We start from the raw sequence: 19,444 nt of genomic DNA on the forward strand, positions 1-19,444 counted from the left end.
AGGAAGCCCCCACCGTGTCTATTTTAGATTCAGTTAAAAAAATCTTTGCCAAAAAAGAAGTAAAAGCCAATCAGCAATTCTCAGATATTCAGCAAGCCATTGAAGCCGTGGCCGAGTATCAAGCTGAAACAGCCGAAGGCCATAGCACGCTTAATAGCCGTATGGATGAATTAAACGCCAGCATTACCGAATTGCGCGAATTCAAAGCAAAGATTGAAAACGAGCCAGCGCATTTTTCCGGAAGTCGTGACAAAGCAACCGGCGGCACAGGGTCTTTAGAGACAGACTGCTGATTGGGCGCTATGCCGTAATTCAATGAAAATAATGAATATCAAAACAAGGAAACACCATGCGCAATGAAACGCGAATTGCCTATAGCGCTTTTGAAAAAAAGATTGCTGAATTAAATAATGTTCCCGCTGCAAGTAAAACCTTTACGGTTGATCCATCCATTCAGCAAAAACTAGAAACCCGTGTGAAACTATCGAGCAGCTTCCTCGGTAAGATCAATATGCCAGCCGTCACGGAGATGGAAGGCGACAAACTGGGGCTAGGCGTGACCGGCACGATTGCAGGCCGCACCAATACTAAAAAAAATCCGCGTAAAACACGTGATGTAACGGGATTAAGTTCTGGCCGCTATCGCTGTGTACAAACCAACTTTGATACCGGCATCGGCTATGCCAAGCTGGATATGTGGGCCAAGTTTCCAAACTTCCAGACCAAGATCCGCGACGTGATCGTCCATCAGCAAGCACTTGATCGAATCATGATCGGCTTTAATGGTGTATCGGTGGCCGAAGACACCGACCGCGAGAAATTCCCGCTCTTGCAAGACGTGAACAAAGGCTGGCTCCAGCAGTACCGCGACAACGCGCCGACCAATGTGATGACAGGCACAGAGAAGCACCCTGACAAAATCATTGTTGGTAAAACCCAAGTCAAGGGTGAAGACGACGTTACATGGAAGACCGAAAAAGGCGAGTACAGCAACCTTGACGCGCTGGTGTTTGATGCGGTGAATACCTTGATTCACCCCGAGTACCGCGAAAACCCTAATTTAGTGGTGATCGTCTCCAGCGAAATGCTGGCGGATAAATACTTTCCCAAGATCAATAGCGAGCACGCGCCCACCGAAGAAATGGCGCTGGATATGCTGATTAGCCAAAAGCGCATTGGTGGCAAAACCGCCGTCACCGTGCCTTTCTTCCCGAAAGACAAAATGATGATTCTGCCGTTGGCTAATTTGTCGCTGTATTGGCAAGAAGGTGGCCGCCGCCGTCATGTGCGTGAAGAGCCAGACTATGACCAGATTGCCGATTACACCAGCTCCAACGACGCTTACGTGATTGAAGCCTATGAAGCGGGCTGCTTGATTGAAAACATCGAGCTACTGCCCGAAGAGCGCACGGAAGAAAAACCCGCAGAGGCAGGAAAGTGAGTCCCGCAAAAGCCCACTTGCTACGCATGACGGCGGCTCAGCTCTCAAAAGAGAGCGGTTCAGGTGCCCATGTGAATGCCAGCGGCTACGCGCTGATGTTGCACAAGCTGGCGGGCGACAAGCGACGGCTGAAACAGATCCAGTCCCTTAACCGCAAGATCGACGCTAAGCACGAGATGTTGCCCGATTACGCGCCTTGGATCAGCGGGGCTTTATCCGCCCAAGGCGGTGCGCAGGATGAAGTGCTAATGACGGTCATGGTGTGGATGATCGACACCGGCAACTTCACCGACGCGCTGCCGATTGTGCGTTATGCCTTGCAGCATAAGCTGACCTTACCGGATCAGTACCAGCGCACTTTGGCGTGCTTGGTGGTGGAGGAGATGGCCGATACCGCGATGGGCTGGCGTAGTCAGGGCGAATCCATCGAGGTGGCGGGCCTGTTAGAAGTGCTCACCGCGACCCAAAACGAAGATATGCCAGACCAAGTGAAAGCCAAGCTGTTTAAGGCCATCGCTTACGGCTTATCCGAGCACAACAAACCCGCTGCTGCCGACTATTTCCAGCAAGCATTAGCGCTGCATCCCAAGTGCGGCGTGATTAAGGATCTGGAACGGCTAAAGCGGGAAATGAAGAACATGGCCGCTGAAAAGTAGCCGACCGAGCGTACCCCGCAGCAAGAGGCAGGGGGAGGCGAAGCCTTTTAAGGTTCTTTCAAATCCCCCTCCACCTCTTAAGGACAGATCATGGGATTTATTGCAGCACAAAAAAGCGGCGAAAGCTTAGAGCCGCTGATTAAAAACAGCGGTTTCTGGCCAGATATCGATATCGCCGACGCGCACTTAGCATTACGCATCGATGGCACGGTCACCGAGCCAAGGCTAAGGCTGGCGCTGGTTGCCGCGATGGCCAGCGCCAATCAAGACCTACGCAAATTTAAAGCCAAGCATCTGGCCGATGGCATCCAGAACTTGGCCGAGGTTGAAAGCGAAACACTGGATTGCCAGAGCGTCTTAGTCGGCCATTACATCCGCGCCGTGTACTGCTTAGCCAGGGCCAACCTGATCGAGCGTTACCGTGATTTTGACAGCACCGGCGACGGCCACGACAAGGCAGACAAATTGCTCGACCCTATCGAAGACCTACGCCGCGACGCACGTTGGGCTATTCGGGATTTACTCGGCTCAAACCGCGCCAGTGTCGAGCTGATCTGATGCAAGTCGTAGCCAAGCAAGGCGACACGCTGGATGACATTTGCTGGCGTATTTACGGCAAAACCGCAGGCGTAACCGAAGCGGCCCTAGCCGCCAATCACCGGCTCGCCGATTTGGGGCCGCTGATTCCCATGGGAACCCTGATCGAGCTGCCCGACGCCATCCCGCCCGCATCCAAAAAAACCATTATTCAACTTTGGGACTAAGACCATGACCGAACCACTCACCGGCACCGCCGCCTCTTTCACCGTGTTTTTACTCACGATTGCGGGGCTATTTTCAGGGATACACGCCGACGTACTCATGGGCAGTTTTGCGGGGGCGGTGGTGTTTATCATGACCGCGCAAAAGCTCAGCGTTTTACAGAAGATTGTGTTCTTTTTAACCGCCTTTGTGGCCGGTTGTGTCGCCGCAAAACTCGTGACGGATCTGATCGCCATCCCCTTGCCCGCTTCAATTGTGGTGAGCGAAGGCATCGGCGCACTGATTGCGGGCGCAATCAGTATGAAGCTTTTGCAATGGCTGATTGTGCGAGCTGAACACCCCGAGGATTTACTCAATATCGGGGGCAAAAAATGAACCTTTATTTACTCATCAGCGTGCTGGCCAGCCTCTTTGCGGCGCTCAGCATTGCCCTATTCAATCGAAACAGCAAAGCCCATAGCCTAGGTATTTCTATTTTTGCTTATGGCTTAACCGTCTATTACGGCCTAACCGCCATTCGCCTGCTGATGGGCATCACGGCCACCAGTCCCACACATAGCTTTTTACTGCTGTTTAGCGGTGTTTATTTCTGCTTTAAGCGCGGCAACGTCAGTGATTTATGGGCCGCTTTGGCGTGGCCTATTCAGAAATTATTAAATAAGGAGCCTCACCTTGAACACCTCACCCCAGCTATCCCCACACTTCAGCCTGCGCGAATTCACCGCCAGCCAAACCGCAGCTCTGTACAACATCGACAACAGCCTGCCCGTAAGCCTGCTCGAAAACGCGGCGTACACCTGCGCGCAACTCGAAAAAGTCCGAAAGCAGCTCGGCAGCAATCCCATCATTATTACTAGCGGCTGGCGCTGCCCGCTGCTTAATACCAAGGTAGGCGGCAGTGCGGGCAGCGATCACGCCAAGGCCCGCGCGGTGGATATCCGCTGCCCGAAATTTGGCACGGCCAGAACGATTGCAAGGGCATTAGCCGCCTCTAACATCGAGTTCGATCAATTGATTTTAGAGTCCCCCAATACGTACAGCGCTTGGGTGCATATTGGCTTTCGTAAAGGGGCCAACCGGCGGCAAGTGCTGACCAAGTTTGCAGGCGATAAAACCTATTACGCGGGGCTGAAATCATGAGTTTTTCTAAAATACCGTTCATTGCCTTGTTAATCATACTGATTGGCGTAATTGCAAATAATGCGTCCCATCGCTACAAAATGACCGCGCTACGTATGGAGCTGGAAGCCAGCCAACAAGAAGCTGCCATCAATTCGGCCCTTTTACAAAATATGCACAAGGTCAACCAAGCAAACGATATGGCACAGGCCGACTTACGCAGCAGCCTTGAAAGCGTCAACGCCGCCCTCCTTAAAAACAAACGCGCTATGGAGCAACTTAAACATGAAAGCAAAGAAGTCAGGGATTGGGCTGATACTCGCCTGCCTGCTGATGTTATCCGCCTGCGCCAGCGCCCCGAAATCGCCAGCGGTGCAGCTTATCAAGATTGGCTGTCCCGCCGTGCTAGCCTGCCGCTTGCCAGCGAGCCAAGCCCAAACCAACGGCGAGCTGAATCAAGCGATTGATGATCTGGAAGCCGCGTGGCATAGCTGCGCGGCGCAGGTCGATATGGTGCTTAAATGCCAGCAAGCCGCTAAGGCCACCCCATGATTAAGCCCGCCAGTCTGCGCGAATACCTTTCTGCCACCGTGCAACACCTCGCCCACAATCCCGACAAGCTCGCCATCTTTATTGATGAAGGCAATCTGATTGCCACGGCGGGCAAGTCGCTTTCATTTGAGTATCAATACACCCTAAACGCCATCATTCAAGATTACGCCGACCACCCCGACACCATCATGGTGCCGGTGCTGGCTTGGGTTAGCAGCAATCAGCCCGAGCTTTTTAGTAATGTAGACAAGCGCCAGAATGGCATTAGCTTTGAAGCGGATATCCTGAACCACGACACCATCGACCTTTCGATTAAGATCAATTTAACCGAACGCGTGGTGGTGCGAGAGATAGACGGAAAGCCCGTCATTACCCATTACGGCGAGCCGCCGCTGGATGAATACGCGGGCAAAGATTGGGCGCTATTTCTGCGCGATCAGCCGTGGCCAACGCCATGAGCGACAATTTTAAGGAGCTGGAAGGCTGGGCGGCGGGCTTATTGGGCAATCTAAGCGCTAAAGAGTTACGCGGCATGAATAAGAGCCTCGCTACCGAGCTACGCAAGCGCCAGCAAGCCCACATTGCCGCTCAACAAAACCCAGACGGCACGCCCTACGCCCCGCGCCTGCCTCAGCAGCGTAAAAAGAAGGGGCGCATTAAAAGGCAGATGTTTGCCAAGCTGCGTACCGCCCGCCACCTAAAGACCCAAAGCAGCGCCACCGGCGCGGTGGTTCGCTTCTCACCCAGCACGGCCCGCATTGCGCAAATCCATCAATTTGGATTATCTGGCCGCGTCAATAAAACGGGCACCATCAAACACAAATACGCCGCCCGCGTATTGCTAGGCTTTAACAATAAAGACGACGCCTACATTCTTGACTTAATCACCCAGCAAATTAGTCGTTAATTTAGGGCAAAAAAATACCTCAAATCATTGAGGTATTTTTTTAAAATCAGTTACAGCGTAGCATTTCAGATTGCCCTTCTCGCACAAAAGCTCTTTTTTTATAACCACCGCAGGAATATTCAATCGTTGCCATTTTTTGATAGCCATCTGAAGGATCACCACACCACTGATTCCCCGCTCTAAATCGATAAGACGATTTATCATTAGCAGAACGAGCCAGCTTACGGGTGAAATCACATCGCCCGCCTCTAGCGCCATAGGTCGCCTGTAAAATGAAAATCTTTCGACGACTACCCGCTTGATGGTCATGCCCATTATTATAATCTGGGCGGGCACTGCTTCCGTGATTCCCTTCATTGTAATCTGGGCGACTACCACTACCGCCGTTATACCCACCTTGACCGCCGACACCATTGCCTTGGTCACCGTTATAATCCGGACGACCATTAGGTGCAGGTTCCGCCATCAAACTGGTAGAAACAAGAGCCAGAATACAAAACAATTTAAGCTTCATCGCAGGTCTTTATCTTGAAAAAGTAGAAAAATAATCTGGCTTTTAGTGTTTAGAAACAAGCTACTTAATTACAAGTACGTAATAAGACACATCTAATTTAGTCCAATCATCATTTACAAAAACACCCTACTTTTTAACAAACCCTTGTAAAACCTCGCCTCACACCCGCCAGCGCGTGAACATCGCGCACTGGCGCGGCACTATGACGCAATGAATCAAACAGCCGAACACTCCCGAATTTTAGAAAGCATGATCCGCATCGGCACCGTGGCCGAAGTGGATCACTCCAACGCCCTCTGCCGTGTGCAAAGTGGCGAGCTGCTGACCGATTGGCTGCCGTGGCTTACTGCCCGAGCGGGCAAGGTGCGGATCTGGAACCCGCCCAGCATTGGCGAGCAAGTCGTGCTATTTAGCCAATCGGGCGAAGTGGGCGCGGGCGTGCTTTTACCTGGGCTATTTTCAGACGCCTTTGCCCCGCCCAGCCATGATGCTAGCGTTTCCTGCATCGCCTTTCCGGATGGGGCGCTCGTCAGCTACAACCACGACAGCGGCGCACTCAGCGCCACCGGTATTCAAACCGCCATCATTCAAGCGTCCGTAAAAATCACTGCCGACTGCCCAGAAACCGAAACCACCGGCAACCTCACCGTCGGCGGGAATCTGAGCGTTAAAGGCGACAGTGACTTTGAAGGCAAAGCCGCTGTCATCGGCGCATTTAGCTACGCCGCAGGCATGAGTGGCACGGGTGGCGAGAGTGGCGGCGCAACGACGATCACCGGCCCAATTAACCACAGTGGTGGGCCGCTCATGAGTAATAACGTCATTGTCCATGATCACAACCACTCCGACGTGCAAAGAGGTAATGACAGCACCGGCGGGCCAAGCTAATGGCGGGCCTCAATAAACACAGCGGCCATGCGATTGATAATCTGGCCCATATCCAGCAATCGGTGGCCGATGTACTCACCACGCCGCTGGGTAGCCGCTTAATGCGCCGCGACTATGGCTCTGAAATCCCCGCGCTGATCGATCAGCCTTTAAACGGGGCCACCCGCTTACGCCTGATGGCCGCCACCGCCACCGCGCTTAAAAAGTGGGAACCCCGTATCCGCGCCCAGCGCGTCAATTTAACGCTGGGCGAACAACACGGCGCACTCAGCGTCACGCTGGAAGCCGAGCGCATCGATGGCCCGCGCGGCCAGCAGCCGGTGGCGCTTTCTATTCCTCTACGAGCCTAAGCCATGAAAAGCCAAGAAGTAGACCTCTCCCGCCTGCCCCCGCCGAACCTGATCGAGGCGCTGGATTTTGAAACGATTTTTAAGGAGCGCAAAGCGGCGCTGCTGGCGCTCTATCCCGATGCAGCCGCCGTACTGAGTCTGGAATCTGAACCGCTCACCAAGCTGTTACAAGAAAACGCTTACCGCGAACTCATCCAGCGGCAAAAGATTAACGAGCGCGGCGCGGCCTGCATGTTGGCGTTTAGCCAGGGGAATGATTTAGACCATCTGGTGGCTAATTTTAATGTGCAGCGCTTTGTCATTACGCCCGCCAATCCAAACGCCGTGCCTCCTACCGATGCGGTTTTAGAAACCGATGATTCACTCCGCGCACGCGGCCAGCGGGCTTTTGAAGGCTTAAGCGTGGCGGGGCCAAGATCGGCCTATATCTTTCATGCTTTATCAGCTGACGCCCGCGTGGCCGACGCCAGTGCTATCAGCCCCGAACCCTGCGAAGTGGTCGTTAGCGTACTGGCGAATGATGGCGACGGCAGCGCCCCCGCTGATTTACTGACTAAAGTCAGGCTGCTGCTATCGGGTGAAGACGTGCGCCCCGTGGGCGACCGGCTCAGTGTGCAGTCGGCCCGCATCGTCAATTACGCCGTCACTGCCGTTTTATATCTTTATCAAGGCCCAGAAAAAGGCCCGATTTTAGAAGCCGCCCACGCCCAGCTTAAAAAATACATCAGTACCCAGCGCCGCATGGGCCGCGATATTCGCCAATCCGCCATCTTTGCCGCACTGCATGTGGAAGGCGTGCAGCGTGTTGAACTCGTGTCGCCGGCTAAAGATGTGGTGCTTGATGAAACCCAAGCCGCGCACTGCACCGCAACCGAGATCAGCGTCGGCGGCATCGATGACTAAATCCTTATTGCCTTCTGGCTCTAGCAAGCTAGAACGCGCTATCGCTGAAAGCTGTATCCCTGGGCAAGAGCTGCCGATTCTACTGGCTGCGCTTTGGAATGCCGACACCTGCCCCAAGACAGCGCTGCCTTATCTGGCGTGGGCATTTTCAGTAGACAGATGGGACGAAAAGTGGCCAGAAGAAACCCAACGCGAAGTCATCCGCCAATCGTTCTTTGTGCATCAGCACAAGGGCACCATCGGCGCACTCAAACGCATCGTCGAGCCGCTGGGCTATCGCCTAGAGATCACCGAATGGTGGGAAGAGCAGCCACTTGGCCCGCGTGGCACTTTCAAACTCGAAGTCAAAACCATAGACCAGGGGATGACCGAAGAAACCCAGATCGAGCTGAACTATTTAATTGACGAAGCCAAGCCGCTATCACGCCATTTAATAGAAATGAATATCAGCGTCGAGCCACGCGGCTTCATTTACATCGGCGTCGGCCAATACCAAGGCGAAGTCATCAACATTTACCCCAAGGCAGCCGCATAACCATGAGCCAACAATACTTTGCAATCCTAACCACCTACGGCGCGGCCCAGATTGTCGAAGCCACCGCGCAAAAAAAGACCATCCATATTGAAACAATGGCCGTGGGTGATGGCGCGGGCAAAGACACCGTCCCCAATGACAAGCAAACCAAACTCATCAAAGAAAACTACCGCAGCGCTTTAAACTCGCTTAAATCCGAAGCGGGCAAAAATACGGTGATTGCTGAACTCATCATTAAAGAAAACGTCGGCGGCTGGTGGATTCGAGAAATGGGCCTGTATGACGACAAAGGCGGCTTAATCGCCGTGGCCAATTGCCCCGCCAGCTATAAGCCGCAATTAGCCGAAGGTTCGGGCAAGGTGCAAACTTTGCGCATGGTGTTTGTTGTCAGCAACACCGCCGCCGTTACGATCAGCGTTAGCCAAGATATTGGCATTGCCAGCATTGAGCTGGTCGAAGAAACCATGAAGAAGCATATTGCCGATGACGACCCGCATTCAAAAGATTACTACAATAAAAAAATCACCGATAAAACCAACGCGGGCCTAAAGAAAGACCTCACCGCCGCCGCCGTCAAAGAGGGCAGCCGTGGACGCGATGAAGCGAAAAAATACGCGGACGACAACAAAGTCGCCTTAACCGGCAATCAAAGTATTGCAGGCAATAAGACGTTTACCGGCCCCAAAACCGCCGTTGAAAATCTAAACGTCGCACAGGAAGCGATTTTGGGTTATCGGCTGGTGATTCGCAGAAATCAGGCCCCGTTTGCGCCCTACCTACACATCGCAAACCAAGACCTTACTTTAGATGCGGTTGGGGCCATTGTCGACGGGGCCAGCCGCGAAGTCGGCTCCCTGAATAATCTTGCTTGTGACACGGCGACAGGCGCAGAAAGGACAGCATCCACCACCGTTTGCCGAATTGACAATAAAGGGCGTGTACGCCTGCAAACAGAAGTAAGAGATCGAGACGGCAAGCTAGGCACCTCTAACCTGACATCCTCAGCGCTGGCCGTGTCTGTGCCTATTTCTGCACCAGACCCCAGCCCTACCGCAGACGATTTGTTTAAAGTGTCCGCTAGATGGGTCAATAAAAAACTCCAGCCTTATCAAAAAGGCATGCAATCACTGCCTTCAACCGCTGACTTAAATGAATATAACGCAGATGGTGTTTGGTATCAGGCTGGAAATGCGGGGGCTATTTCAGGGAAAAACTACCCTGCGCCTTTCGCTGGCGTGCTGGAGGTTTTTACAGCGGGGTCAAAAATCACCATTCAGCGATACACGCTATACAACGATGCCCGCGTGTTTACTCGTGCTGCTTACAATGGCACATGGAATCTGAATTGGGCTTTAGTGACCACAGATCGACAAGGCGTCTCCTATGATGCGGCGCGATTAGGTGGCAAGCTAGCAAATACCTACACACTCAAAAGTGAAGCGGATGAAAGATACCCAATATTGACAGACGTAGGTGGCAAAGGCTTATCACTGACTGGCTGCTTTAACTCCAGCGCAACAGGACAAATCTCTGAACGGGCGAACCATGATTGGATACAAGGCGTTTTCCATAACAGTAATCAACCCGCCCTTCTAGACGATAAAACAGCGTGGCTTACTTCAATCAATACCCAATACAGCAACGGGTATTCAATCATGAGCAAGATTGGTGTTTATAGAGCGGGGTTTGATTATTTTGGCAGCATGATTTTTCAGCACGTTGGGGAAGCGAGCTTACCTCTGGGCACTTGGACAATGGAGGCCAAAGGTGGCGCGTTCACCTCTAAACACCTTACTCTGACCCGAACAGCAGGGAATGGGGATCACTCTGTTATTAAGTTTGAAAAAAAAGACCCCTCCGCCGCTTCCCAAATTTTAGGGGCGATTACTTGGGATACGTTCAGGGATGTTTCCGCCGTCTCCAATGTTGCCGCCATCTGGGCAGAAGGCGCGGGCGAGGCGGCAAACTGGGGAGAATTGCACTTTGGTATTACCACAAATGGCACAGGCGAAATGCCGCCTAAAATTATGTCGATCAGCGATGGCCGTGTGCTCACCAGCCAACTGCATACCTATTACCTGAAGTCGCGCGACCCAGCGGGCAGCATTGCAGACCCAGCACGGGACTTTGACGGAGTCGTTCACAATCTGCGCTGGAAAAATTACGGCGGAGGGCACGTTATTTTTGATGCAAGTGCCAGTCAGTCTCCCTCTGGCTCAGCAGTTAATAACCGAGATGCAGAAATGCCATGGGTCAACGCACAGCCCGCCATCATGGGCTGGAATGGCGTCAATACCTTTGGCGTGCGCGTGGACTCTTGCCGGTCTGCTGACAGGCTCGTCGATGGCTCTTTCGGTTTGCCCGTTGGCGTTCCCGTTCCATGGCCCAGTAATACCCCGCCTTCTGGCTGGATTTTTTTACAGGGCCAAGGCATTAATCCAGCCGAAGCGCCCGTCCTCGCTTCGCTATACGGTGCAACCCTTCCCGATCTACGCGGCATGTATATCTCAGGCTGGGACGCGGGGCGCGGCATTGATCCAGGGCGGGAAGTGTTGAGCTATCAAGCCGCCAATGTGGGCGAGCACCAACACACGGTGCCTTTTGATGATGGCGGTTGGCTGTCCTACTCAGGCGGCGGCGGGCAGCCAGGTGTTAATTATGTGATAGCGAGGGCAAGGGCCACGGTCGATGGGCCAACAGGCCGAACACACCCAGACAATATTGCCTTCAATTACATCGTTCGGTGGGGATAATCCAATGCTTAAAAATACAATCAAACCAAACAACACCCGCCCAGACCAGCAGCCAGAAACACTTCCCGCGCAGCCGGTCTCTTTCGATCAAGACGGTTTTGCCAGCCATGACGGCATCGTGGCTTGCTTTTGCCACGACACCCGCACGCTGGAATATATAGGTAAGGCTGAAATGTGGGTGTCTAAAGATTGCGGCTTGCCCGCTGGGGCGGTGCTGGATGCGCCTAAGCTCAGGCCCGCTAAAAACAAGGCCATTATTCGGAATAAGGCAGATCAGTGCTGGGCGCTGATTGAAGATTACCGAAAGATGATTGCTTACCAAACCAGCGACGGTGCGGCGCGTTTGCTGGATACATTAGGCCCTATCCCCGAAGGTTTTACCCTGCTGCCGTATTTTGAAGGGGCGGTATGGAATGGTAAAAAATGGATCATAGGCGCTCAGCCCATCCCGCTGGTTTTAGACCCACCGGCGGCCACCGCTGACGATCCATTGCTCGCCTTAAATCAGAAAATAGAACGACTTGAAAGCTTGCTGGCGCAGGTTTTAAGCGAAACACCCGCCTAAGCGTTGTCGTTCAAGGCTTCACAATCCCCAGTGAAAGCCAAATAAAACAGAATCGCCCATCATGGCTCGGTCAATTCAAACCGAGGAAATCATGGGCGATTCATTCCACCATGGTGTGCGCGTTCTCGAAGTCAACGAAGGCACGCGCACCATTCAAACCATTAGCACCGCTGTGATTGGTGCGGTCTGCACGGCATCCGATGCCGACAAAGACTTCTTCCCGCTCAATCAAGCCGTACTGATTACCAACGTACAAAAAGCCATTGGTAAAGCCGGAAGCAAAGGCACGCTGCTACGCACCTTACGCGCCATCTCTAAACAAACCAGCCCGATTATTGTGATGGTGCGGGTAGAAGAAGGTGCAGACGAAAAAGAAACCGAGAAGAACATCATCGGCGGCACCGATGAACAAGGCCGCTTCACTGGCTTGCAAGCGTTGCTATCGGCTAACAGCACTGTCCACGTTAAGCCGCGCATCTTAGGCGTGCCAGGCTACGACACTTTGCTGGTGGCCAACGAGCTGGCAACCATCTGCCAGAAGCTACGTGCCTTCGCCTATATCAGCGCCCGAGGCTGCAATAGCCTAGAAGCCGCCCTTGAGTATCGCAAAAACTTTGGCCAGCGCGAGCTGATGCTGATCTGGCCAGACTTTAGCAATCCTCTTTTTGATGGTAAGGGCGATCAGGGCTTAGATCTGGCGGTGGCCTACGCGATGGGCTTACGCGCCAAGATCGACAAAGAAACCGGCTGGCACAAAACCCTTTCTAATGTGGTGATTAACGGCGTCACCGGCTTAAGCCAAGACGTGTTCTGGGACTTGCAAGACCCTGATACCGATGCAGGCTTACTAAATGCCGCCGACCTCACCACGCTGGTGCGCGCCAAAGGCTTTATTTTTTGGGGCAGCCACACCCTCAGCGCCGACCCACTGTTCAAGTTTGAAAGCTACACCCGCACCGCCCAAGTGCTGGCCGACACGATGGCCGAGGCGCATATGTGGGCAGTTGATAAGCCGATGACGCCGAGTCTTGCCAAGGATATTTTAGAAGGGCTAAACGCCAAAGGCCGTGCCTTAGTCTCTGCTGGGTATTTGATGGGCTTCAATGCCTGGCTAGATATCGATGCCAACGATAAGGAAGCGCTTAAGGCGGGCAAGTTAACCATTGATTACGACTACACGCCGATGCCACCGCTGGAAGACCTGACCTTTATCCAGCGCATTACCGACAAATACCTGATGGACTTTGCCGCCAACGTAGGCCGCTAAAGGGAGAACAGCATGGCATTACCCCGTAAGTTAAAACTGTTTAATTTATTCCTCAATGGAGAAAACTTTGTTGGGCAAGTAACCGAAGTCACCCTGCCCAAACTCAGCCGCAAGATGGAAGAGTACCGAGGCGGCGGCATGAGCGGCCCGATTGATATTGATCTGGGAATGGAAAAGCTCGAAATGGAGTTCACTTGCGGCGGCATGATGCGCGAGATTCTGCTCAGCTTTGGCGCGGCCACCCACGACGCCGAGCTGCTGCGCTTTGCCGGTGCTTACCAGCGGGAAGACTCGGAAGAAGTGGACGCGGTGGAAGTTACCGTGCGCGGTCGTCACAAAGAAATTGATATGGGCGGCGCAAAGCCTGGCGACGATACCGAGTTCAAAGTCTCCAGCTCTTTAAGCTATTACAAGTTTGAAATGAACGGCGAAATGCTGATCGAGATTGATCTGGTCAACATGATTGAAACCATCGGCAGCACCGACCGCCTCGCCAAACTACGCGCCGCGATTGGCCTGTAAACCTAGGAAAAAATAAACCATGACCACCCCAGAAAATAAAAGCATCGAAGCCCCAGAAAACACCGTCGAGCTAGACACCCCTCTTACGCGGGGCAGCCAAACCATCAGCGCCATTACTTTACGCAAACCCAAGGCCGGTGAGTTGCGCGGCGTAAAGCTGGGCGAGCTATTGCAGATGGATGTGGAAACGCTGGCCAAGGTATTGCCGCGCATTAGCTCCCCCACGTTAACCACACAAGACGTCAACAACTTAGACCCCGCCGACCTCTTGCAACTGGCAGGGATAGCGGCTGGTTTTTTATTGCCGAAGGCCAGCAAACCGGATTACCCGCTTGCGTAAATGATGCAATGGCCGATATCGCGATGGTGTTCCACTGGCCGCCTTCGGCTATGGACGGCATGGAGATATCGGAATTAATAGAATGGCGTGAAGCCGCCAGAAAAAGGCAAAGCCCAGATTCATGATTAAAAATAAATTACACGCGGGAGACTGCCTGCCCTTTTTAGAACGCTTGCCCGCCTTATCGGTGAATGCGCTGATTACTGACCCACCTTACGCATCGGGTGGCGTGCATATTGGCTCTAAAAACCGCAACACCTCAGACAAATATCAGAACGGCGGCACGGCGCGACACTACCCAGAATTTACCGGCGATCACCGTGACCAACGCGCCCACCTGCGCTGGATGACGCTTTGGCTGTCTGAGTGCCTGCGCGTCATGAAAGACGGTGCGCCCATTTGCCTATTTACCGACTGGCGACAATTGCCGCTCACCACCGACGCTTTACAGGTGGCAGGGTTTACTTGGCGCGGCATTGCTGTCTGGGACAAGGGCGAAGGCGTGCGCCCTCAGATGGGGCGCTTTAGAAATCAAGCGGAATACATCGTTTGGGGCAGCAAGGGCGATATGCCGCTGGATCGAGGCGTCGGGGTATTGCGCGGTGTTTACAAAGAAGTGGTGAAGCAAAAAGACAAGTTCCACGTCACCGGCAAGCCCACCGATTTAATGCGCGACCTCATTAAAATCTGCCCCGCTGGCGGCGTCATTCTTGACCCTTTCGCCGGTTCAGGCTCCACCTTGCTTGCCGCTGAATCAGCGGGCTACGACTGGCTGGGCTGTGAACTGAGCGAGGAATACAAAGATATTGCATTGGAACGCTTAGCAGAATTGAAGGAGCACTAATGAGCGCGGCGCGGAATTTACAACTCGAAGTCGTTTTAAAGGCCATTGATAAATTTACCGCGCCATTTAAAGGCGTGCTCACGCAAAGTAAGGCGGTATCTAAGCAAGTTGGCGAGCTTAAAAACAAAATGAAAGACTTGGATAAAACCCAATCTAGCATTAAATCTTTCAGACAATTATCAGTAGATATGACACAGGCCTCCGGCAAGATGAAGGCCGCGCAAGAGCGAGCCGCCCTGCTAGGGGCCAGTCTCGCCGCAACAGAAAAACCCACTAAAAAAATGCGGGCCGAATTTGAGCGCGCAAAAAAAGAGGCCGCCCAATTGGCCGAAAAACACACTCAGCTGATTACCAAGCAGCAACAGCTTGGCACCGCGTTACGTGTCGCAGGGGTGCCGATGGAGCGACTTTCACAACATCAGCGTGAACTAAGACGAGATGCAGTCAGCACAACAGCGGCCCTGCAAAGAGAACAACAGCAGCTTGAACGCCTAGGCAAGCAATCTCAGCGCATGCACGCCGCCAAAGCCTCTTATGAAAAAGGCATGAATGTACGCAATCAAATGGCGGGGGCCGGTGCCGGTATGGCCGCAGCAGGTGGTGGCGCTTTATACGGCATGAGTAAAGTATTAGGCGTCGGAATGGACTTTGACGCTCAAATGTCACGCGTGCAGGCACTGACACGGCAAGACAAAAACTCACCAGAACAAAAAGCTTTGCGCCAGCAAGCCCGCCAATTAGGGGCTGACACTCAATTTACCGCCACAGAAGCGGCACAAGGCCAAGGCTATTTGGCAATGGCGGGCTTTAAATCTAAAGATATCCAAGCCGCCATGCCCAGCGTTTTAGATATGGCACTGGCAGGCGGAACGGATCTGGGCCGCACCTCAGATATTGCCTCCGACATTATGAGTGGTTTTAAAATCAAATCCTCAGAAATGCAACGAGTCGCCGACGTCTTAACCCTGACTTTCACAACGTCTAATACAAACCTAGAAATGCTAGGCGAAACCATGAAGTACGTAGGGCCGATTGCCACTAAAGCCGGGATGGGGCTTGAAGAAACGGCGGCTATGGCGGGGCTGTTGGGTAATGTGGGGATTAAAGCCAGTCAAGCAGGAACCACGCTGCGTGCCATGTTAAATAGAATTGCAGCGCCCACCCGCAAAGCGGCGGCAACAATGAAAGCGCTGAATGTGCAGTACAAAGATGCACAAGGCAATGTACGGCCTATTCCACGCCTTTTAAAAGAGGTTGCAGTAGCCACTCAAAAAATGGGGACGGCTGATCAGCTCTCTATTTTAAGCCAAGTCTTTGGCACTGAAGCGGGCACAGGCGTGTCTGAACTCATTGAGAAGCAAGGCATTGGTGCGCTTGATGAGTACATCAAAGTGTTAGAAAACGCAAAGGGCACGGCGGCTCAGGTCGCCAAAATCATGTCAGACAATGCCAGCGGCGATGTAAAGAAATTAAGCTCGGCGTGGGAAGACCTGAATATTCAACTTTATGAAACAAACGACGGCCCCTTGCGTGGCGTCATCCAAAAAATAACCGAGGTGGTGGGTGCGGTTAAAAAATGGACGCAAGAAAACCCAGAATTAACAGAAAAGCTAGTCAGGCTATTTGCCATCATTTCGGCAGCATTACTGGTTATGGGCGGCTTTACTTTAGCCTTGGCCGCCGCGCTGGGGCCAATGGTGATGCTGCGCTACGGGCTTAGCTTGCTGAATATCAAAATGGGCTTGGGCACACAATTAGTCAAAGCCGCCACCCTCAGCTATGGAAAATTAAGTGCCACATTGAAAGCACTGAACCAGACCAGCCCCAAAGCCATATTCCAGTCTATGACCGGATCAATGGGCCGAGCCAATACCGCCGTCAAAGGATATACCGCCTCTATTTGGCGGGCCATTCGTGCACAAGGTGCAATGGCGGCCAGTAAAGCCTCGGGGGCCATGCAATACGCACGGACTGCCGGTCTAGGTGGAATGAGCAAGGACGCGGCAAAGGGTGGGGCTAACCTTGCCGTAAAAGGGGGAAAAGGCTTACTGAATGGGGGGATAGGTCTAATCAAGCTGCCCATTAAAGCCCTCATGCAATTTGGTCAAGCCTTGGCTTTTGTTGGCCGTCTGGCACTCACCACCCCTATCGGCTTAATCTTGACGGGCATCGCCTTAGCGGCACTCCTCATTTACAAATATTGGGAACCCATCAAAGCCTTCTTTACTGGCCTATGGCAAGGCTTTATGGAAGGGATCGCCCCCTTAAAAGCCCTATTTGTACAAACTTTTACGCCATTAATGGCGGCATTACAGCCGCTTATGCCGATATGGGATTGGATGGTGGGCGCTTTTAAGATGGCTTGGGAATGGGTAAGTAAGCTCTTTACCCCGATTCAATCCACGAAAGAAAGCTTAGACGGCGCAAGCAAGAGCGGGAGTGGCTTTGGTAAATTCCTCGCCAATATTGTTGTGATTGTCGCAGAAGTGCTGGCCGCCTTTATTAGCCTGCCCATTAAAATCGTGACCATTGGGATACAAATTGTTGAAGGCTTATGGCAAGGCATCGCCGGTAAGTGGGACTGGCTAAAAGGGAAGTTCTTTGAGCTAGCCAAGATGCTACCCGAGCCAGTACAAAAGGCGCTCGATATCCACTCACCTTCCCGCGTCTTTGCCCAGATCGGGCGGCATACCGTGGCGGGTTTGGATCAAGGCTTAACCGACGGTAAAGATGCACCGCTGGCCACCATAAAGAATATCACTAGCCAAATGATAAGCGCGGCCAGCGGTTTAATCATTGGCGGCACCAGTCTGGGGGCGATGGCTGACGTCAAGCTAGATCAGCGCCCGCCCATGTCTGTACAAAGCAGCTATGCCCCCAGCCAAGCAGCGCCAATCCAGATCACGATCAACGCCGCCCCTGGCATGGACGAACAAAAGCTCGCCCAGCTCGTGGCCAGAGAGATTGCCAAAGCCGAGCGCCAGAAGCAGGTGCGTAGCCGTTCACGCTTAGGAGATAGCGACTAATGATGATGGTCTTAGGCATGTTTGTATTTGAGCTGGCCAGCGCGCCTTACCAAAGTTTGGAGCAATCCAAATCATGGCGGCACGCCAGCCAGACGCGTATCGGCATTGGCCCCGCCAATCAGTTCTTAGGGCCAGATGCAGAAACCATCACACTCAGCGGCACGCTGTACGAAGAACTCAACGCGGGCGAGGTTTCTTTGCTGGCACTGGAAGAAATGGCCGATACGGGAGAGGCGTATTTTTTAATTGAGGGCACAGGCTGGATTTATGGCGAGTACGTCATCGAATCGATTAAAACCACCCGCAGCCTGTTTTACAAAGATGGCAGCGCCCGTCAAATTGAATTCAACCTAAGCCTAAAGCGGATCACTGCTGATCAGCTCGAAGAAACCATTGGGCAGCCATGAGCGAAAACCATAAAACACCGCTGTTTAAAATCATGGTCGGCGCAAAGGATATTACTAAGCTGATCAACGATAGGCTGGTATCAATTAGCCTGACAGATAACCGAGGCTTTGAAGCGGATCAACTAGATTTAGTGCTGGACGATAGCGACGGCCTGCTCGATATCCCGCCACGCGGTGCCATCGTTACCGTGTCGCTAGGCTGGTCGGATAGTGGCCTAGTCGATAAAGGCCAATATACGGTGGATGAAGTCGAGCACAGCGGCGCACCGGATCAGCTTACCATTCGCGCCCGTAGTGCCGATTTACGCGCTGGCCTATCCGTTAAAAAAGAAAGATCGTGGCATAAAACCACGCTGGGGCAGATTGTAGAAACCATCAGCAAGCAAAATAAGATTGAGCACAGCATCGGCCCCAGCCTAGCCAATCAGGCCATCAGCCATATTGACCAAACCAATGAAAGCGACGCCAGCTTCTTAAGCCGCATCGCTAAAATGTTTGATGCCATTGCCACAGTAAAAAATAGCCGCCTAATTTTTATGAAAGCGGGCCAAGCCACCACCGCCAGGGGCAAACCGCTAGGCAAAGTACAGATCACCCGCCAATCTGGCGACGGCCACCGCTTTGGTATTGCGGATCGAGGCGCGTATAGCGGCGTAAAAGCCACATGGCAAAACACCAAAACCGCCAAGAAAGAAAGCACCACGGTCAAACGCAAACCCAGAAAAAAGAAACCCGCAGGCCCAGGGCAAGGCGAAGTCATCCAAGGCGCGGACGATAACGTCAAAACATTAAGACACGTTTACGCCAGCAAAACTAATGCCGAACGCGCCGCAAAAGCCGAATGGGAAAAACTGCAACGTGGTGTAGCGCAATTCTCCTTAACGCTAGCCTATGGCCGCCCCGAGTTGTTTCCAGAACTGCCCGCCAGCGTGTCAGGCTTTAAGCCCATCATCGACCAGCAAGACTGGATCATCACCCGTGTGGTGCATAGCTTAAGCGACAGCGGCTACACCACGGCTTTGGAGTTGGAAGTCAAAGCCAGTGAAGTGAGCGAGTAAACAAAAACGGCGACCATCTGGCCGCCGTTTTACAC

25 protein-coding genes and 2 pseudogenes are annotated in these 19,444 nt (G+C 52.9%); 26 read left to right on the forward strand and 1 reads right to left on the reverse strand.

The genetic code is table 11. The features are described from left to right. The 12 genes and pseudogenes from R6242_RS12710 to R6242_RS12755 all read left to right on the forward strand — a co-directional run. The coding region (locus R6242_RS12710; RefSeq protein WP_318427365.1) for a GPO family capsid scaffolding protein at window positions 1-293 on the forward strand (293 nt) is incomplete at its 5' end. A 56-nt stretch (window positions 294-349) separates the two neighbouring features. Next, on the forward strand, window positions 350-1,441 hold the full coding sequence (locus tag R6242_RS12715) for a phage major capsid protein, P2 family (RefSeq protein WP_318427367.1): 1,092 nt from the start codon (window positions 350-352) through the stop codon (window positions 1,439-1,441). Further along, on the forward strand, window positions 1,438-2,097 hold the full coding sequence (gene gpM / locus R6242_RS12720) for a phage terminase small subunit (RefSeq protein WP_318427369.1): 660 nt from the start codon (window positions 1,438-1,440) through the stop codon (window positions 2,095-2,097). The genes R6242_RS12715 and gpM overlap by 4 nt, the downstream gene beginning before the upstream one ends. 90 nt (window positions 2,098-2,187) lie before the next feature. Continuing rightward, entirely contained in the window at window positions 2,188-2,655 is a 468-nt protein-coding gene (locus R6242_RS12725) for a head completion/stabilization protein (RefSeq protein WP_318427371.1), read from the forward strand. Next, window positions 2,655-2,861 carry a tail protein X gene (locus R6242_RS12730; protein ID WP_318427373.1) on the forward strand — a complete coding sequence of 69 codons (207 nt, stop codon included), beginning with the start codon at window positions 2,655-2,657 and terminating at the stop codon, window positions 2,859-2,861. The genes R6242_RS12725 and R6242_RS12730 overlap by 1 nt, the downstream gene beginning before the upstream one ends. Before the next feature lie 4 nt (window positions 2,862-2,865). Then, on the forward strand, window positions 2,866-3,234 hold the full coding sequence (locus tag R6242_RS12735) for a putative holin (protein WP_318427375.1): 369 nt from the start codon (window positions 2,866-2,868) through the stop codon (window positions 3,232-3,234). Continuing rightward, window positions 3,231-3,467, forward strand: a pseudogene (locus R6242_RS22290) (phage holin family protein); the annotation flags it as partial. The gene R6242_RS12735 and the pseudogene R6242_RS22290, both read left to right, overlap by 4 nt. Window positions 3,468-3,531: 64 nt before the next feature. Next, entirely contained in the window at window positions 3,532-3,999 is a 468-nt protein-coding gene (locus R6242_RS12740; protein WP_318427377.1) for a YcbK family protein, read from the forward strand. Next, window positions 3,996-4,385: pseudogene (locus R6242_RS12745) on the forward strand (hypothetical protein); the annotation flags it as partial. The gene R6242_RS12740 and the pseudogene R6242_RS12745, both read left to right, overlap by 4 nt. Next, the gene (lysC, locus tag R6242_RS22295) at window positions 4,312-4,530 is read left to right on the forward strand and encodes an Rz1-like lysis system protein LysC (protein ID WP_412100110.1); all 219 of its coding nucleotides are present in this window, start codon (window positions 4,312-4,314) and stop codon (window positions 4,528-4,530) included. The pseudogene R6242_RS12745 and the gene lysC, both read left to right, overlap by 74 nt. Continuing rightward, window positions 4,527-4,988, forward strand: a complete 462-nt coding sequence (locus R6242_RS12750) for a phage tail protein (protein WP_318427382.1) — start codon at window positions 4,527-4,529, stop codon at window positions 4,986-4,988. Before lysC ends, R6242_RS12750 begins: the two co-directional genes overlap by 4 nt. After that, on the forward strand, window positions 4,985-5,437 hold the full coding sequence (locus R6242_RS12755) for a phage virion morphogenesis protein (protein ID WP_318427384.1): 453 nt from the start codon (window positions 4,985-4,987) through the stop codon (window positions 5,435-5,437). The genes R6242_RS12750 and R6242_RS12755 overlap by 4 nt, the downstream gene beginning before the upstream one ends. A gap of 46 nt (window positions 5,438-5,483) precedes the next feature. On the opposite strand, the gene R6242_RS12760 is transcribed toward R6242_RS12755, so the two are convergent. Beyond that, the gene (locus R6242_RS12760) at window positions 5,484-5,951 is read right to left on the reverse strand and encodes a hypothetical protein (RefSeq protein ID WP_318427386.1); all 468 of its coding nucleotides are present in this window, start codon (window positions 5,949-5,951) and stop codon (window positions 5,484-5,486) included. A 210-nt stretch (window positions 5,952-6,161) separates the two neighbouring features. On the opposite strand from R6242_RS12760, the gene R6242_RS12765 reads away from it, so the two are divergent. The 14 genes from R6242_RS12765 (at window position 6,162) to R6242_RS12830 (ending at window position 19,409) form a co-directional block, all read left to right on the forward strand. Further along, complete coding sequence (locus R6242_RS12765) at window positions 6,162-6,839, forward strand: phage baseplate assembly protein V (protein ID WP_318427388.1); 678 nt, start codon at window positions 6,162-6,164, stop codon at window positions 6,837-6,839. Next, entirely contained in the window at window positions 6,839-7,189 is a 351-nt protein-coding gene (locus tag R6242_RS12770; protein ID WP_318427390.1) for a GPW/gp25 family protein, read from the forward strand. Before R6242_RS12765 ends, R6242_RS12770 begins: the two co-directional genes overlap by 1 nt. Window positions 7,190-7,192: 3 nt before the next feature. After that, window positions 7,193-8,092 carry a baseplate J/gp47 family protein gene (locus tag R6242_RS12775; RefSeq protein WP_318427392.1) on the forward strand — a complete coding sequence of 300 codons (900 nt, stop codon included), beginning with the start codon at window positions 7,193-7,195 and terminating at the stop codon, window positions 8,090-8,092. Beyond that, window positions 8,085-8,627: a phage tail protein I gene (locus tag R6242_RS12780; RefSeq protein ID WP_318427394.1), complete on the forward strand. Its 543-nt coding sequence runs from the start codon at window positions 8,085-8,087 to the stop codon at window positions 8,625-8,627. Before R6242_RS12775 ends, R6242_RS12780 begins: the two co-directional genes overlap by 8 nt. A 2-nt stretch (window positions 8,628-8,629) precedes the next feature. Further along, window positions 8,630-11,380, forward strand: a complete 2,751-nt coding sequence (locus R6242_RS12785) for a phage tail protein (protein WP_318427396.1) — start codon at window positions 8,630-8,632, stop codon at window positions 11,378-11,380. 4 nt (window positions 11,381-11,384) lie between these two features. After that, entirely contained in the window at window positions 11,385-11,945 is a 561-nt protein-coding gene (locus tag R6242_RS12790) for a hypothetical protein (protein WP_318427398.1), read from the forward strand. Between the two features lie 91 nt (window positions 11,946-12,036). Then, window positions 12,037-13,212 (forward strand): phage tail sheath protein, encoded by a 1,176-nt coding sequence (locus R6242_RS12795; RefSeq protein WP_412100141.1) that lies wholly within the window; start codon window positions 12,037-12,039, stop codon window positions 13,210-13,212. A gap of 12 nt (window positions 13,213-13,224) precedes the next feature. Continuing rightward, a complete protein-coding gene (locus R6242_RS12800; protein ID WP_318427402.1) occupies window positions 13,225-13,734 on the forward strand; it encodes a phage major tail tube protein in 510 nt (169 codons plus the stop codon). Between the two features lie 19 nt (window positions 13,735-13,753). Next, on the forward strand, window positions 13,754-14,074 hold the full coding sequence (locus tag R6242_RS12805) for a phage tail assembly protein (RefSeq protein WP_318427404.1): 321 nt from the start codon (window positions 13,754-13,756) through the stop codon (window positions 14,072-14,074). Window positions 14,075-14,082: 8 nt separating this feature from the next. After that, complete coding sequence (locus tag R6242_RS12810) at window positions 14,083-14,199, forward strand: GpE family phage tail protein (RefSeq protein WP_318427406.1); 117 nt, start codon at window positions 14,083-14,085, stop codon at window positions 14,197-14,199. Next, complete coding sequence (locus R6242_RS12815) at window positions 14,196-14,918, forward strand: site-specific DNA-methyltransferase (RefSeq protein ID WP_318427408.1); 723 nt, start codon at window positions 14,196-14,198, stop codon at window positions 14,916-14,918. The genes R6242_RS12810 and R6242_RS12815 overlap by 4 nt, the downstream gene beginning before the upstream one ends. After that, window positions 14,918-17,944, forward strand: coding sequence for a phage tail tape measure protein (locus R6242_RS12820; RefSeq protein WP_318427410.1), 3,027 nt, complete (start codon window positions 14,918-14,920; stop codon window positions 17,942-17,944). Before R6242_RS12815 ends, R6242_RS12820 begins: the two co-directional genes overlap by 1 nt. Further along, the gene (locus tag R6242_RS12825; protein ID WP_318427412.1) at window positions 17,944-18,351 is read left to right on the forward strand and encodes a phage tail protein; all 408 of its coding nucleotides are present in this window, start codon (window positions 17,944-17,946) and stop codon (window positions 18,349-18,351) included. Before R6242_RS12820 ends, R6242_RS12825 begins: the two co-directional genes overlap by 1 nt. After that, complete coding sequence (locus tag R6242_RS12830; RefSeq protein ID WP_318427415.1) at window positions 18,348-19,409, forward strand: phage late control D family protein; 1,062 nt, start codon at window positions 18,348-18,350, stop codon at window positions 19,407-19,409. The genes R6242_RS12825 and R6242_RS12830 overlap by 4 nt, the downstream gene beginning before the upstream one ends. The last annotated feature ends 35 nt before the right edge of the window (window positions 19,410-19,444 follow it).

This window comes from Iodobacter sp. CM08, assembly GCF_033446605.1.
GTDB lineage: Bacteria > Pseudomonadota > Gammaproteobacteria > Burkholderiales > Chitinibacteraceae > Iodobacter.